Annotated in this window: 12 protein-coding genes and 1 pseudogene; 2 read left to right on the top strand and 11 right to left on the bottom strand. The window is 39.0% G+C overall.

All coding sequences use genetic code 11. From position 1 onward, the window contains the following. Positions 1-143: 143 nt before the first annotated feature. Positions 144-1,508 (top strand): annotated as a pseudogene (locus J5J05_RS06530) (PTS transporter subunit EIIC); the annotation flags it as partial. Between the two features lie 134 nt (positions 1,509-1,642). Continuing rightward, positions 1,643-2,176, top strand: a complete 534-nt coding sequence (locus J5J05_RS06525; RefSeq protein ID WP_208559880.1) for a GNAT family N-acetyltransferase — start codon at positions 1,643-1,645, stop codon at positions 2,174-2,176. 104 nt (positions 2,177-2,280) lie between these two features. Here J5J05_RS06525 and J5J05_RS06520 read toward each other — a convergent pair whose 3' ends face one another. From J5J05_RS06520 to J5J05_RS06470, 11 genes are all read right to left on the bottom strand, one after another. Next, on the bottom strand, positions 2,281-3,228 hold the full coding sequence (locus J5J05_RS06520) for a sugar kinase (protein ID WP_208559879.1): 948 nt from the start codon (positions 3,226-3,228) through the stop codon (positions 2,281-2,283). A gap of 13 nt (positions 3,229-3,241) precedes the next feature. Beyond that, complete coding sequence (locus J5J05_RS06515; protein WP_208559878.1) at positions 3,242-3,883, bottom strand: bifunctional 2-keto-4-hydroxyglutarate aldolase/2-keto-3-deoxy-6-phosphogluconate aldolase; 642 nt, start codon at positions 3,881-3,883, stop codon at positions 3,242-3,244. Between the two features lie 116 nt (positions 3,884-3,999). Further along, positions 4,000-5,931: a fructose-1,6-bisphosphatase gene (locus J5J05_RS06510; RefSeq protein WP_208559877.1), complete on the bottom strand. Its 1,932-nt coding sequence runs from the start codon at positions 5,929-5,931 to the stop codon at positions 4,000-4,002. 168 nt (positions 5,932-6,099) lie between these two features. Further along, positions 6,100-6,942, bottom strand: a complete 843-nt coding sequence (locus J5J05_RS06505) for an SDR family oxidoreductase (protein ID WP_208559876.1) — start codon at positions 6,940-6,942, stop codon at positions 6,100-6,102. Continuing rightward, complete coding sequence (uxuA, locus tag J5J05_RS06500) at positions 6,939-7,991, bottom strand: mannonate dehydratase (protein ID WP_208559875.1); 1,053 nt, start codon at positions 7,989-7,991, stop codon at positions 6,939-6,941. The genes J5J05_RS06505 and uxuA overlap by 4 nt, the downstream gene beginning before the upstream one ends. Beyond that, positions 7,991-9,412: a glucuronate isomerase gene (uxaC, locus tag J5J05_RS06495; RefSeq protein ID WP_208559874.1), complete on the bottom strand. Its 1,422-nt coding sequence runs from the start codon at positions 9,410-9,412 to the stop codon at positions 7,991-7,993. Before uxaC ends, uxuA begins: the two co-directional genes overlap by 1 nt. 18 nt (positions 9,413-9,430) lie before the next feature. Continuing rightward, on the bottom strand, positions 9,431-10,915 hold the full coding sequence (locus J5J05_RS06490; RefSeq protein ID WP_208559873.1) for a tagaturonate epimerase family protein: 1,485 nt from the start codon (positions 10,913-10,915) through the stop codon (positions 9,431-9,433). A gap of 42 nt (positions 10,916-10,957) precedes the next feature. Beyond that, on the bottom strand, positions 10,958-11,737 hold the full coding sequence (locus tag J5J05_RS06485; RefSeq protein ID WP_208559872.1) for an NAD-dependent epimerase/dehydratase family protein: 780 nt from the start codon (positions 11,735-11,737) through the stop codon (positions 10,958-10,960). Positions 11,738-11,754: 17 nt separating this feature from the next. Further along, entirely contained in the window at positions 11,755-13,329 is a 1,575-nt protein-coding gene (locus J5J05_RS06480; RefSeq protein WP_208559871.1) for a glycoside hydrolase family 43 protein, read from the bottom strand. An 11-nt stretch (positions 13,330-13,340) separates the two neighbouring features. Further along, positions 13,341-13,775, bottom strand: a complete 435-nt coding sequence (locus tag J5J05_RS06475) for a DUF4064 domain-containing protein (protein WP_208559870.1) — start codon at positions 13,773-13,775, stop codon at positions 13,341-13,343. Then, on the bottom strand, positions 13,772-14,740 hold the full coding sequence (locus tag J5J05_RS06470) for a pectinesterase family protein (protein ID WP_208559869.1): 969 nt from the start codon (positions 14,738-14,740) through the stop codon (positions 13,772-13,774). The genes J5J05_RS06475 and J5J05_RS06470 overlap by 4 nt, the downstream gene beginning before the upstream one ends. Positions 14,741-14,742 lie beyond the last annotated feature (2 nt).

Raw genomic sequence — 14,742 nt, 5'->3', positions numbered from 1 at the left:
AATCTAACCAAACACTAAAAAACCTAATAATAACAACGTTTTTATATCATTTTCGCCGGATTAGGACTGGTTTACGAATCATTTTTTATTTGTTATGATTCTAACTGTAAACGGAAACAACCAATAGGGAAAGGAAGAGGTATATGAAACATCATGATGTTGCGAAACGCATCATTGAAAATGTAGGGGGAAAAGATAATATTCAAAACGTCTGGCATTGTATGACCAGATTAAGATTCAAGCTGAAAAATTATGAGATCGTGGATCACGACGCTTTGCTGAAAGAGCAAGCCGTAGTAGGGACAAATCATAAGAATGAACAATTACAAGTTGTCATCGGAACGAATGTAACCGAGTATTACGAAACGGTGGCCTCCATGCTTGGAATGGATAACGACGATTCGGCAACCAGTCAAAATGCAGATGAGCCTGCCGAACGTAAAGGTTTCATTTCCACATTTATGGATATCGTATCTGGTGTATTTGGTCCGATTGTTCCAGCTATTGCTGGTGCAGGTATGATTATGGGATTGATGTCAGGGTTAAGTGCACTAAATATTATTAGTAATGAATCTCATACCTATATCGTTATCGACATGATCTCTAAAGGAGTATTTACATTCCTGCCCTTCTTTGTGGCAGCTTCTGCGGCAAGGATATTTAAAACCAACCAGTATTTGGCCATTGCTATTGCGGCGAGTTTGCAAGTTCCCGCAATGACTAACGCAGTAGCTGAAGGTGTTATCGATCAGTTCAATCTGTTCGGATTTCTTCCAGTACCAGTCTTTAGTTATGCCGGAACGGTTATTCCAATTATCATTGCCATTTGGGCATTGAGTCATATTCACCGTTTCATTGATAAAGTGTTACCTGAAGTGCTTAGAACAGTCTTCACACCAACACTCTCTTTATTTATTGCCGGTATTTTGACACTTGTTGTCATTGGACCTGCAGGTATTTATCTTGGTAACTGGCTAGCTGCTGGTGTCGAATGGTTGTTTGGTGTATCTCCAATCCTAGCAGGTATCATCGTTGGTGGTATTCGTCCAATTGCCGTCTTTACTGGTCTGCATCACGCAATGACACCTATTGCTTTACAAAACTTTGCAAACCAAGGATACGATATGCTAATGCCAATGATGTTCATGGCGAATATGTCTATCACTGGTGCAACAGCTGCTATGTACTTGAAATTGAATACAAAAGAAGAAAAAAGTATCGCGATTTCTGCAGTCGTTTCTGGTTTCCTTGGCATCACAGAACCTGCCCTTTTCGGTATTTTGACTAAAAATGCAAAAGCCTTTATTGCTGCAACGATTGGTAGTTCAGTAGCTTCTGCATTCATCAGTTTCTTCGGTGTCCGTATTTACGGCTATATCTTATCAAGTGTATTCAGTCTTCCAGCATATGTAGGAGAGTATTTCATCTTCATCATTATTGGTATGATCATCGCGTTGTCCGTTTCGTTTGTGATCACTTATCTACTTGTACCAAATGCTGCTGAAGAAGCAAAATAAATTCACAAATAAGCCCGTCCTTTTTAGTTGAGAGATAAAAAGGACGAGCTTTTTATTTTCTAACGCTATCATTGAACGAATAAGCCGTTTCTTATACAATTTCCTAAACGATTCTGGAGGGGCCAATGATCGAAATAAAAATAATTGAAGCTAAACATCAAGAGGATATCAAGATAAAAAATGAAAGTTTCTTATTATGGGGTAGAATGATTCCTTCGTACGAGAATGAATCATGGCATTATTCGATTCGACACGATCATCCAAAGGAAATAAGTCAAATGTGCTTTCCTGATGAAGCGTACGATTACGAAGAAATGAGCAAGCATAGTACATTTATCGGTGCTTACGAACACAATCAGTGCATTGGACTTGCCATCATTCAAGAAGCGTTTTTTAACTATATGTATCTTTATGATCTGAAAGTTTCTACTACCTACCGCAAAAAAGGCATTGCTGAACAATTGATAGAGAAAGCAAAAGAAGTTTGTCACGCCAAAGGCTATCAAGGAATCCATACGATTGCTCAGGATAACAATCTATCTGCTTGTCTGTTTTATGTTCATACCGGTTTTTCTATTGGTGGATTGGACACACATGTATACAAAGGAACGAATCAAGAAGGTAAAGCAGATATCCATTTTTACTTAAATCTTCCTTAACCAAAATTTAGTTTAAGACTACTTTTCGTGCTTCTATACCTATCGTGATAAAAATAAGCGTAGCTACTCATTTGCTGAGGTAGCTACGCCTATTTTATTATTGATCAACGATTCTGTTTTGCTATATACTCTTTTAATATTGTTTTTGTTGGTAAGCCTTCATTGTCTCCAGCATGTTGTACTTGTAAAGACCCGATTGCATTAGCATGTTTGGCAGCTGCTTTCCAGTCCAAACCTTCCAAGTATGCATGTAGAATCCCTACAGCAAAACCATCGCCAGCTCCAACAGTGTCAACGACTTCTAAAACTTTAAAACCTGGAACATTGACGGTAGCTTTTCCTTTTTCAGATACATAAGCGCCCTCGCTACCACTTTTCGTTATCACGACTTTTGCACCTTTATCGTGATAAAAACGCGCGATGTCTTCACTATCAGAAGATCCCATCAAGGTTTCCCCCTCTGAAATACCCGGAAGCACAACATCAGCATAGTGTGCTAATGTGTTCAGGACAGATAACATTTCGTCCGTTGAGGACCAAAGCGCTGGTCTTAAGTTAGGATCGAATGTGATAAAGGTACCTGCGGCTTTTGCTTGTTTCATTAAAAATTCCGTTACTTCTCTTACTGATTCACTTAATGCCGGTGGTATACCCGTTACATGCAGAACTTTCACTTTACTAAAATCGATCTTTTCAACTTCTTTAATAGATAAAGTCGAAAAGGCACTCCCTTTCCTATAGTAAGCTGTATCAGGGTCTGCATCTTTCACTTTGTTCTTTAGCATTATTCCAGTTCTATTGATCTCGTCAAAGGTTACATAGTCTGTTCCAATTTTTTCTTTTTCAAGGGCTTCAAAAATAAATTCTCCAATTGGATCTTTACCTAACTTTGAGATGTATTCCACTTGATGTCCCAATCTTGAAAGACCGATACCGACATTAATTTCAGCTCCAGCAACGGATTTGTTAAAAGAAGTGGCTTCTTTTAATGACCCGTATTCTGTCGCAGAAAATAATCCCATCGGTTCTCCCAATAATAATACGTCTGTCATTCAATCCACCACCTTATTTAAGTTCGTTATATTTATCGACAAATTGTTTAGAAACAGCTGTGACACTTTCATAGCCACCGGTTTTCAAGTTCTGTGTCAATGCGCTCCCAATCCCAACTGCCCACGCACCATTTGCTGCCCACTCGTGCATATTATCTAAGCTCACACCACCGGATGGCATCATTTCTACTTGCGGAATCGGTCCATGAACGTTTTTGATGAAGACAGGTCCTAAAATACCGCCAGGGAATACTTTAACGACTTCTACACCAGTTGCCATAGCGCTTGTAATCTCTGTTACAGAAGCACATCCTGGCAAGTAAGGGACTGCATAAGTATTACAAACTTTAGAAATTTCAGGAACAAAGTTAGGACTCACAATAAATTCTGCACCCGCAATAATCGCAATACGTGCAGTAATATCATCCATTACCGTCCCTGCACCAACGACCATATCTGTTCCTGCAAATTTCTTGGAAAGATCTCGAATTGATTCGTCTGCTTGTGGTGTCGTGAACGTAACTTCAATATTTTTGATGCCGCCTTTATATACCGCTTCCGAAATGTCTGTAGCTTCGGCTGCTGAATTACCTCTAATGACGGCAAATAAGTAGTTTTCTTTCAGATTTGACAAAATTGCTTGTTTTTTAGTCATGATTGCCTCCTAGTAGTTAGCGTTTTCTTAACTCCCAGTATACCCTACTGCCTAGACCGACTCAATAGAGATTGGTCTTTCAAATGAATGAAAAACCAATCCAATTTAGCCACTCATCATTTTTTACGCTTCAGGTAATACAATAATTGTTGCAAGTCATCAATCTGTTCTTGAAGACTTTCTCCTATCGTCGTATCCTTAATCAGTCTTCTTTCCAACTTACCATCAATGATCTGTTTTAGGCTCGTCTCGTCTTTTCGTTTATCAAACAAAGCCTGAACAGATTCAAATGGTTGATGTGTCACAATCTGAAAGCCATAAGAATTGTTGATCAGTGAATAACCCGCAATTCCTGTCGATGCTTGGTAAGCTGCGCTCATGCCCCCATCGATCACGACTAATCGTCCATTGGCTTTAACAGGTAACTCCCCTTTTTTTGCCTTCACAGGTGTATGACCATTAATAACTTTCGCATCTGGAGAATCCAAATCAAAAGCTTTCAAAATATTGAGCATAACTTCTTCATTTCCTCGAAGCTGAAAATAAGGATTTCGATTTTCTTTCGCAACCGATTTGTCATCAATATAGTAACGTTCAAAGGTTGTCATGCGGTCACGCCCAAATAATGGAGACTTTTTACCGGTCCAAGAATACCAGAGTAAATCGGTGGCATAGTCTTCTGTTTCTTGTCTAGAAGACGCTGCTGTTCGGATATATTCTTCGAACTTATCTAGCATGGCTTTCCCTTTTAAGGCTTCCCCTTCAAATGTAAAGGTATCTAATTCTCCCGATTCTGTGAGCGGAATACACCCATGGTACAGTAATTGCCCATTGTAGACCAAATACATACTTCCTTCTTTCAATAAAAAGCCCATATATCTGATCAGTTTTTCAGACTGTTGGAAACTTTCCATCAATGTTTGAACAATATGCGCTTCTTCAGCGTTCAATTGATATGGATCGGCTGCATTGATTTGGTTAATCGGAAAATCGTTCAATGGATAGCTTTTTCCGTCTATTTCAATTTGTTTCTTATCCAAGTCTATTTTGTCTAACAATAGTCGATCATCCATATCGAAGTCTGGTCTCCGTTTGATGGTTTGTCCTTCTAACTTAAATTGAATAATCGCCAATGCTTGGTGCACCTTTGTTAAGAGTTCTTCGCTTTCTTCTTGAAAGGTATTGGTTGGCTCAACGACTTTTGGTTTAAAGTTCTCGTGTATGCCATATTGTTCTTCGGCGAACAAGAAAAGCGGTCTGAGATTTAATCCATATGTTTTTTCTAATTCGAATAAGTAGCCATATCTTGCGGCGATTCGCAGCATTGTGACCAAGTTAGCTTTAGATCCGTACATCGCACCCATCCAAAGAATATCATGATTGCCCCATTGGATATCCACAGAGTGATGCGTCATCAGTCTTTCCATCACTATTTTTTCTCCGCTCGCCCGATCAAAGATATCTCCCACAAGATGCAAGTGGTCGATGACCAATCGTTGAATCACTTGGCATAGTTTGATCATAAAGGTTTCTGCTTGCCCCAAACTGATGAGTCTATAAAGAATATTATTATAGTAAAGATCTTTTTCGTTTTGGGACATATCTGTATAAAGTAATTCTTCGATCACATAACTATATTCTTCTGGTAACGCCTTTCTTAATTTAGAGCGCGTATATTTGACTGCACAAAATTGCATAAAGTCGATCAAATCTCTAATCATTTGCATGTACCAGTCTTGATCTTTTTTTTGCGCATACTCGCTATTTTTTAATGCTTCTTCGGGATAACTGATAAACAGATTGAACTCGTCCATTTTTTCAGTGGTCCACTCATCACTGAAATAACTACCAATCTTCTCTCTTAGGTTTCCGGCACCTGTTTTCAGGATATGATTAAATGCTTTATCTGCGCCATGAACATCAGATAGATACAGTTCTGTTCCTTTTGGAAGATTCTGGATGGCTTCCAGATTGATAAGTTCAGTGTAAATCGCTTCTGGATGTTCAAACTTTTCATTTAATAACTCTAAGTACTTATTTTCTTTCATCTCATACCAGCCTTTTTATACGTTCATTTAGTCTGGTTCATTATAACACTTAGAAAAAAGAAGTTCCCAATCGACTTTTGGCGCATCGATATGAAACTTCTTTTTTGCTCATTATTTAGCTAGTTGATAGGCTTAAAAATTCCATCAGAATCTCAACTCATGTTTTCACTAAACGCCTGAATAAGCATTGAATCCGCCATCTATAGGTAAAACAACTCCATTAACGAAACTTGCCGCTTGCTCGTCGGTTAAGTAAAGCACACCGCCAATGAGTTCTTCTGCTTCTCCGAACCGTCCCATCGGTGTATTGTTTAAAATCTTATTTGCCCGTGCAGTCGGTTCTCCGTCATCGGTAAATAATAAAGCACGGTTTTGATTACTTACGAGAAATCCTGGTGCGATTGCGTTGACTCGAATACCTACATGTGCAAAGTGAACCGCTAACCACTCCGTAAAGTTAGAAATGGCGGCTTTAGCACCTGAATAAGCTGGAATTTTCGTTAATGGTGTAAAACCATTCATACTTGAGATATTTAATATGCTTGCATGCTCTTTTTCTAACATATCTTTTGCAAATACTTGTGTCGGTAATAATGTCCCTAAGAAATTAAGATTAAAGACAAAGGAAATTCCCTCTTCATCTAAATCAAAAAAGGTTTTTATCCCATCCAAACCTTCTACTTCATGAAATTCATTTTCTGTTGTGGCACGTGGATTATTTCCACCTGCTCCATTGATCAAAATATCAGCTTTACCAAGATCTTGTGCGATTGCTTTACGTGCAGCTTCAATCGATTCTTTTTTTAACACATTACATTCGTATGCAAATGCCTGACCACCCATGGCGGTGATCTCGTCTGCGTTTGACTGAGCAGCTGCTTTATTTAAATCAAGCAACGCAACACGAGCACCAGCAGCGGCATAGGCTTTAGCAAAATGAGAAACCAACACGCCACCTGCGCCAGTTAAAACAACGACTTTCCCTGTAAAATCGTAGGTTGGTTTTATCATGCTTTTGCTCCTCCTTTAGCTTTAACACAAGCTTCATACAATCCATTTAAATACGTAGCGCCTAAAGCACGGTCGAATAGTCCGTAACCAGGCTTACCTTCTTCTCCCCAAATCATTCGCCCATGATCTGGACGAAGTGGTCCAGTATAATCATGTGCAACTAAGGTATTCATAACGGCATACATATCAATCGAACCTTTACTTGAAAGATGGGCAGATTCTTGGAAGGATTTGCCACCAACCAATTTTACATTTCTCGTATGCATGAAGTTCACACGATCTTTTTCAAGCATCAATTTCAATATATTTACAGCATCGTTTTTAGGATCTGAGGCAAAGGAACCAACGCATAATGTAACACCGTTGTATGGGCTATCATACAATTCAACAAAACGCTTTAAAGCTTCTTCATCTGTAATAATGCGTGGTAAACCAAAAATACTATAGGGTGGATCATCTGGATGAATAGCCATTTTGACCTTTGCTTCTTCTGCAATTGGTATGATTTCCTTGATGAAGTAGGTCAGATTTTCCCATAACTTTTCTTCATCGATTTTTTTATATTCATCCATCAACTGGTTGATTTCTTCTTTTGTATAACTTTCGTCCCATCCCGGTAATGACAATTCTCTTGGATCCATTTTATTGACCGCTTCTTCATCGAAAATCAAAGCTTTAGAGCCGTCTTCCAATTCAAAGGCTAAGTCTGATCGTGTCCAATCAAAAACCGGCATGAAGTTATAGCAGACAACAGGAATCTGCGCTTTTCCAAGATTACGGATGGTCTCTTTATAGTTTTCAATATACTGATCTCTCCCAGGTTTACCCATTTTAATATCTTCATGAACAGGTACACTTTCGATAACGGACAATTCTAATCCTGCATTTTCAATCGTTTCTTTTAAGTCATTAATTTTTTCAACTGTCCAGACCTCTCCTACAGGAATATCATAAATAGCTGATACAATACCTTTCATGTTCGGAATTTGTTTAATATACGATAGTGAGATAGGATCTTCTTTGCCGTACCAACGAAATGTCATTTCCATTATTTTTGTCCTCCTGATTTATCGAAATAATTGACAGCATTGTTATAACAAATATTCTCAATCATTCGTTTTAACAAGGTCTCGTCGTTTGGGTATTTGCCGTCTTCTACTTGCTGACCAATGAAATTACAGAGAATCCTTCTAAAATAGTCATGTCTCGGATAAGATAAGAAGCTTCTTGAGTCCGTCAACATCCCTACAAAATTCATAAGCAAGCCATGATCTGATAAAGTTTTCATTTGTTTGAGCATACCTGTTTCAGTATCACTGAACCACCAACCAGCACCAAATTGTATCTTGCTCTTGATACCTTCATCATTCACTTGGAAATTACTTACAGCACTCGCTACTACAGCATTTTGAGTTGGATTTAAGTTGTACAGTATCATTTTCGGCAAGGTCTCAAGGTAGGCCATTTCATCTAACAAATGATTGAGTGCTTTCGCTTCTCCTGAAGCATCTAAGATAGAGTCAAAGCCTGTATCCGGTCCGAGACGTTCGAACCAATAACGGTTAGCATTACGTAATGCTCCAAAGTGGATTTGCATCGCCCAACCTTTTTTATGGTAGAGCGCACCCAAGTCGATCAGGATTCTTGTCAAATACTGTTCTTTTTCTTTATTCGTGATGGTTTCTTGCTTGACGGCTTTTTGAAAGATCGCTTCAATTTCTTCAGAACTAGCAGGTTCAAATACAATTTTATCTAGAGCATGATCTGAAGCTAGTGTCCCTTTTTGATCAAAGAAGTCGATTCGTTGACTCAGCTGATCCAACATTTCAACGTATGATTCAGGTGCGTTTCCAAATAGCTCCTGTAATCTTTCTAGAAAGCCACTAAATCGTTTATCTTCTATATGAAAGGCCTCATCTGGTCTAAAAGAAGGGGCTACGGTAACTGAAAAGCCTGTGTCAGCAGCAATTCGATCGTGATCCGTTAAGGAATCGGTTGGACTATCTGTGGTTCCTACAAAGCTGACATTAGATGTGCTGATTAGTTTTTGTGTAGTCAGTTTTTCTTCTTTGATTACCCGATTCATACGATCATAAATTTCTTTCCAGTTTTTACTATTGAGCGTTTCTTCGATCCCAAAATAGGTTTTCAGTTCCATATGTGTCCAGTGGTACAAAGGATTGCCTACAGCAGCTTCTGTCGTTTCTGCCCAAGCTTTGAACTTTTCTTCTGGAGAAGCTGAACCTGTAATTTTTTCTTCAGGTACACCATTTGCGCGCATCGCTCTCCACTTATAATGATCTCCCGCCAACCAAATTTCCGTAATCGTTTCAAACTCATGGTTGTCAGCAATCAATTGTGGACTCAAATGACAATGATAGTCAAATATAGGCATATCTTTAGCATAGTCATGATAAAGCTTTTTTCCAGTATCATTCAGTAACATAAAATCGTTATCGATAAATGGCATGCAATCAGTCCTTCTTTATTATTGGTTTGGAATGCTTAGCGTTTCTAAATGTTTTCCAATATGGTCAATTAATGTTTCTGTGTAGGCTGTTTCATGTTTTTTCATTTTCTCAAAGAAAGTCTGTTTGAAAAGGGATTTTCCTTCATCCGTTTCTGCAGTCAATAGTACACCGTAAGTTACATGTAAAACCTGTCTAGCATTGCGATCATTCAAGTATTCTGGTAGTTCTGTATCTGTCACTTCTTCCAATTCAGAGATACCAGAGAGATCAGGAGTAATATGATAATATTTTTGTGCTTCTGGGAAATGTTCGAATGCATAAGCGTGCATATGGCGATAAAGTTCAGGCTCTGTTTTCGCTATTACGCGCATCGCTTCCAACCAGTTCGTACCTGCTGTTTTCAAGTGGAATAGGCCTTTCGTATGCTCACCAATAATTGGGAATACTGAAAATTTGTCACTACCGGAGTGAATACTGATTTTGTAGCCTAACTTCTCCGCGATCGCTGCGTGCTTTTTGAAGTCTACTTCAAATTCTTCTAATTCCCCCATATAATCCACACCTTTTTGGAATTCACCAATGAATCTCGGTGCTAGACTATTCACTTTTACGCCTTTTTCAATCAACTCATGTGCAACAAAGAAATGAGAAACCGGGCTTGTCACAGTTTCTGTTTCGTCGATCGACAACTCAAAATCAATAGCCTGATCGGCTTGTTCAACATACTCATTGAACACGTAAACGGTAAAGTCTAAGGCTTTTTTATAAAGCAAGACATTGAACATCAGTGCTTCTTTTGTAAAAGAAATATCCAGATGGTCAATGGTAAATACTTTTCCCAAATAACGCTCTTCATACCCTGCTCGTTCTTCGGCCGATAATTCGTTGTAGTGTGCTTGAATATCCTCTTGTGAATAACGTGTGATTCGATTATCGATATGGTCTGAGCAGTCCAATGTCAGCATGGTCATCCCTGCATCCAGAGCCCGTTTAATATCTTCCTCTTCTTTCAAGTGGTCCCCATCTGCACCGAAACCCTCTTGGTAGTTTTCTTGGAAGACAGCATAACTCGCTGCGTCTACGATATCATCGATCGTTCTGTCCATTAAGGTCAGTTCTCGTATACTTTGCTGAGCCAAGATTGGTTTAGCCTGTTTTTTTCGGATAGCAGATATGTGTCCTGGAGAAGCTAATCCTAATCGATCTCCTAGTCCTATTGTTGTGACTTTTGTTCCAAAAGCCTTCGGAACTGTCCAGTCAAAATATTGGTTCAATACTAGTCGATTGCTATGGTTCATCGGACAAAGTTTTGCATCAGCTTCGATCAGCTCACCTTCTAACTGATTTAGTAGTGTCTCACTTCCAGTGACAAGTAATTTTTTGTCTAATCCCGTTTTGACGATTGCCCATTCACTATCTTCTAAACGCATCATTGAACGCTCATAGACAATGTAATTTGGATGATCCTTTAATAACGTGTGCATCTTTTCTGTTGTTTGCATCTTATCCCTCCATTGATTTTATGATCTAATTGGTTGCTTCATTTATTCTGTATCGTCGGTCATCTCTTTAAATGAACCGTAAGTTTCGAAGGCATTATCTTCTGGATGATACTGAATCTCTTCTCTTGCTTGATGAATATCAAGTCGGTTATAGGTGTTATTCGATACGCCATTGACTAGTAAGAATGGACGCTTCATCTCAGCCTTTAAGCAACGATCTACTAAATGACACATATCCTTGGGAGATAAATACTTAATCAAGTTCTCTAAGGTTTCTTGTTCTCCATCTATTCCATCAAATCCTCCGATACGTATACCGATAAAAGGTTGATCGTGTTTAAAGGCTAGGTGGCTTGCTAGCACTTCTGCATAAACTTTGGAAACTCCATATAAATCAGCAGGTCTTGGATACATATCCACAGATACTTGGGTGTCCAGTGGATAACCACCTACCGCATGAATCGAACTAGCAAAAACAACACGTTTTACCTGTGTCGATTCCACAGCTTCTTTAAACAAATTGAAGGTCACTTTGAAATTAGCATCCAAGAGCGAATCATAGAAATCAGCATCTGGTCTAGGATCACCTGCTAAGTGAACGACATAATCAATATCTTTTAACAGTCCTTTAGTTTGTTCTGGATCAGATAAGTCGCGTTCGATTTGCCTCACTTGTTTTTTAAGAGAAGCATCCAGTTCAGTTTTTTCTTTATCTACTAGCACCAAATCATATTGTTTTGCAAGATAAGGTGTCATTACCTCTCCAATCTGACCTGCGGCACCCGTTAACATGACCGTTTCCCGTTGATGTTCTTTTGCCATGATACTTTCTCCTTTTCTTATTTTCCTTCATATTTAAAATACTGGAATGCTGCTGTACACCCTTTGAACTGATTCATGTCCTGGCAAGATAAGGTCACAAAACTTCCTGTGAACCCACCCGATAGAAATGTAATAGACTGTTCCGTTCCGATTTTTTGAGCGTCAGCTTCTTTAGTAGTATGGTAGAAAAATTGCGCTTTGGCATGATCTACCTTGACACTCAGTTTCACAGGTTCGTTTTCAGGTAATGCCACCTTATCGGCTAATAGTTCAAAATTGCCGTTAACAGAACGCATCATTCTTAAGCACTTCTGCAAAGATTCATCGTAGGTTACATATAGATACAAATAATTTTCTGTATTTAGGTAGAGTGATAAACCTGCCATCTGCAAAAAGTGTTCTGGTTCGAATACTAATGCTGTTTCCGCAGTAAAGACAAATTCTTCCTGTCTTTTTCCAATAAGATGTTGTTGGAATAAGCTTTGGAGTGATTCACCTGATTTTATGGTTAGGTAACCTGGTCTTTCTTTTAAAGATAGCCAGTCCTCTTCCGCTGGAATACGTAAGGTATTCCACTCCTTATCGAGTTGTTCGCTTTCAAAATCATCCTTAAAGTAACGTGGCTTTGTTTCAACTATGCCGCCATGTTGCTGATAGGCTCTTGGTACTGGAACATTTATAGCCGGCAATTTCCCTTCATGGGCTAATTTCAGCCAGCCAGCCTCATCCCAATACACCTTCTGGATTGCTGTTTCTCTACCTAAGATAGCGTACTTTCCTTCTACGAGTCTGGTAGTCAGATGAACCATATACCATTCATCGTCTTTTGTTTTCAATAAGCTGCCATGTCCCGCTTGTTGAAGCAACCAATCAGGATGTTCACTTGATGTCATCATTGGAAACTCAGGATCGACTTCATAAGGTCCTTCAATCGATGTTGCTCTTGCAACAGTCACTGAATGATTGACCCCTGTCCCGCCTTCAGCCGTGATCAAATAATAATAGCCATTTAATTGGTAGAGATGAGGCGCTTCTGTTTTCTTCAAATAAGTGCAGTCGAATATTTTTTTCATTTGACCGGTAAGTACTTTATGCTCAGTATCATATTCTTGTAGTACGATGCCACTCGACTTGTTCGAAGTCGTTAAGCGGTAATCCCAAAGCGCGTTCAATAGCCATTTTTTTCCGTCTCTATCATGAAAAAGAGACGGATCAAAACCAGAGCCATTTAAATAAATAGGTTCACTCCATGGTCCTGTTATACTGGGTGCTGTAATCAAATAATTTCGACAGTCTTTGAAAGGACGATGCGTACTTTTGACATCCGTATAGACAAGGTAAAACGTTCCGTTTGAGTAACTTAACTGTGGTGCCCAAATACTGCAATTGGTTGGATTTCCTTTTAAGTCAACCTGATTGGTTAGGATATCTGTTTCGTGATTCCAATCAACCAAATTTTCTGAGCGATAGATTCTCACCCCAGGTAGCCATTCAAAAGAAGAAACGGCAATATAATATTGACCTTCTGCTTCGACGACGCTTGGATCTGGATTGAATCCTTTCAAAATAGGATTCTGTATTGTTTGATTCATGCTAACCTCCACTACGATTGTGTCATTTCTACGAAGTTAATTGATGGTTTTTGTCTAAAGAAAGATAAAATAGCAGCTACGAATAAAAGAAAAGCAAAAAGAAAGCCCAGTCCTTGTGTTCCAACGAGAAGAAAGATACCAGAGACGAGATAACATATACCAGCTAGCTTTGGTTTTTTATTTTTCGCAATGAGTACAGTCGCAATCGCAAGCGTTATCGTCATCAAGAATAAAAAAATACCCATCCATGTTGAGAATTGAGCCATCCGTTCGTATGCCTCCTCAACATTTTGAAATTGTCCAGTTTCCGGTAAGATTGGATAGAGTGTGGTTTCGAAGGTCGCTCTATCTGTTGATAATATCGTTGCTGAAAACCCACCAAACAATAGTAAGGCCAGCACGCCACCAACTAACCCTATAATCGCTTCTACTTTTCTTCTCATCATTCAGTTCCTTTCTCTTTTACTCTTTCATAAAAAGGGTTCTCGAATACATCAGCTAGCTTTAAGTTTTCTTCTAAAGCACTTTTATAGGTATACCAACTTTCTTTGTTGAGTATAGGTTCTGCTTGAATCGTTCCATATTCCAAAAACTGTGCAGTTTCTCTATTTTTTTGTTTCCCCCAGTCATCCCACCTATCTGGATGAATATGATCCGAAAGATAACAAGCTTGAAAACACACTTTTGCATAGGGTCTCCAAGGTCTTCCGAGGTAAACTTGATTGCATCCGGGTTCTGCAATCAAATAGCAAGATTGAAAAACAAATCCAATCTGTTGGTCTTCTGGTGTACAAGCTGCTGTGATATAACTGTCTTTATTTGTTTTTCGCTTTCTACTTTTAATAATGCATTGCTCAAAATAAGCGCTAGCTCCTCCAAAAATAAAATCAACGGTCCCTTCAATCGTACACTTTGAGTATACTTGTCTGTAACTTGCGTGCTGGGGTCTCATTTGTTGGAACGTTGAACCATCTTTTTGAGTCTCTGGTAGCCCTGCGCAAAATAAAGTATCCTGATACCCTTTGAAATGGCAGTTTTTGAATGTACTTTTATCGCAATTCGCATAAATAGCAAGTGCTTGGCCTACGTCTTCTCCTTGACCAGCACTGTTTTCAATCGTGAGGTTTTCCAAGTGCAGATCGCTACCATCTAAATAAAAGGTAGCTGTTCTAAAAGTACCGAGTGGTTGACCATTCGAATCTACTTGTGTAGCACTAGCATCATGCGTGATCACTACTGAACCGATACCAATTATTTTTAGTTTCGACCGGGAGACCGTTACCTGCTCTTCATAGATTCCTTCCAGAATCGTCATCGTTATCCACTCAGCTTCATTCGATTGCTTTTCACTAAAATCTATGGCTGATTGAATGGTCTGGAAGTCACAAAAGGGCGCTTTTCCTACTAACATGT

The sequence above is a fragment of the Marinilactibacillus kalidii genome (assembly GCF_017599325.1).
In the GTDB taxonomy this organism is placed as follows: Bacteria; Bacillota; Bacilli; order Lactobacillales; family Carnobacteriaceae_A; genus Marinilactibacillus; species Marinilactibacillus kalidii.
The sequence above is the reverse complement of the archived record's forward strand: the minus strand, read 5'-3'. Positions and strand labels throughout refer to the sequence as shown.

Excerpts from the sequence above, each read along its gene's own strand:
- J5J05_RS06525 (WP_208559880.1), top strand. The coding sequence starts at position 1,643 with ATGATCGAAATAAAAATAATTGAAGCTAAACATCAAGAGGATATCAAG.
- J5J05_RS06520 (WP_208559879.1), bottom strand. The coding sequence starts at position 3,228 with ATGACAGACGTATTATTATTGGGAGAACCGATGGGATTATTTTCTGCG.
- J5J05_RS06515 (WP_208559878.1), bottom strand. The coding sequence starts at position 3,883 with ATGACTAAAAAACAAGCAATTTTGTCAAATCTGAAAGAAAACTACTTA.
- J5J05_RS06510 (WP_208559877.1), bottom strand. The coding sequence starts at position 5,931 with ATGAAAGAAAATAAGTACTTAGAGTTATTAAATGAAAAGTTTGAACAT.
- J5J05_RS06505 (WP_208559876.1), bottom strand. The coding sequence starts at position 6,942 with ATGATAAAACCAACCTACGATTTTACAGGGAAAGTCGTTGTTTTAACT.
- uxuA (WP_208559875.1), bottom strand. The coding sequence starts at position 7,991 with ATGGAAATGACATTTCGTTGGTACGGCAAAGAAGATCCTATCTCACTA.
- uxaC (WP_208559874.1), bottom strand. The coding sequence starts at position 9,412 with ATGCCATTTATCGATAACGATTTTATGTTACTGAATGATACTGGAAAA.
- J5J05_RS06490 (WP_208559873.1), bottom strand. The coding sequence starts at position 10,915 with ATGCAAACAACAGAAAAGATGCACACGTTATTAAAGGATCATCCAAAT.
- J5J05_RS06485 (WP_208559872.1), bottom strand. The coding sequence starts at position 11,737 with ATGGCAAAAGAACATCAACGGGAAACGGTCATGTTAACGGGTGCCGCA.
- J5J05_RS06480 (WP_208559871.1), bottom strand. The coding sequence starts at position 13,329 with ATGAATCAAACAATACAGAATCCTATTTTGAAAGGATTCAATCCAGAT.
- J5J05_RS06475 (WP_208559870.1), bottom strand. The coding sequence starts at position 13,775 with ATGATGAGAAGAAAAGTAGAAGCGATTATAGGGTTAGTTGGTGGCGTG.
- J5J05_RS06470 (WP_208559869.1), bottom strand. The coding sequence starts at position 14,740 with ATGTTAGTAGGAAAAGCGCCCTTTTGTGACTTCCAGACCATTCAATCA.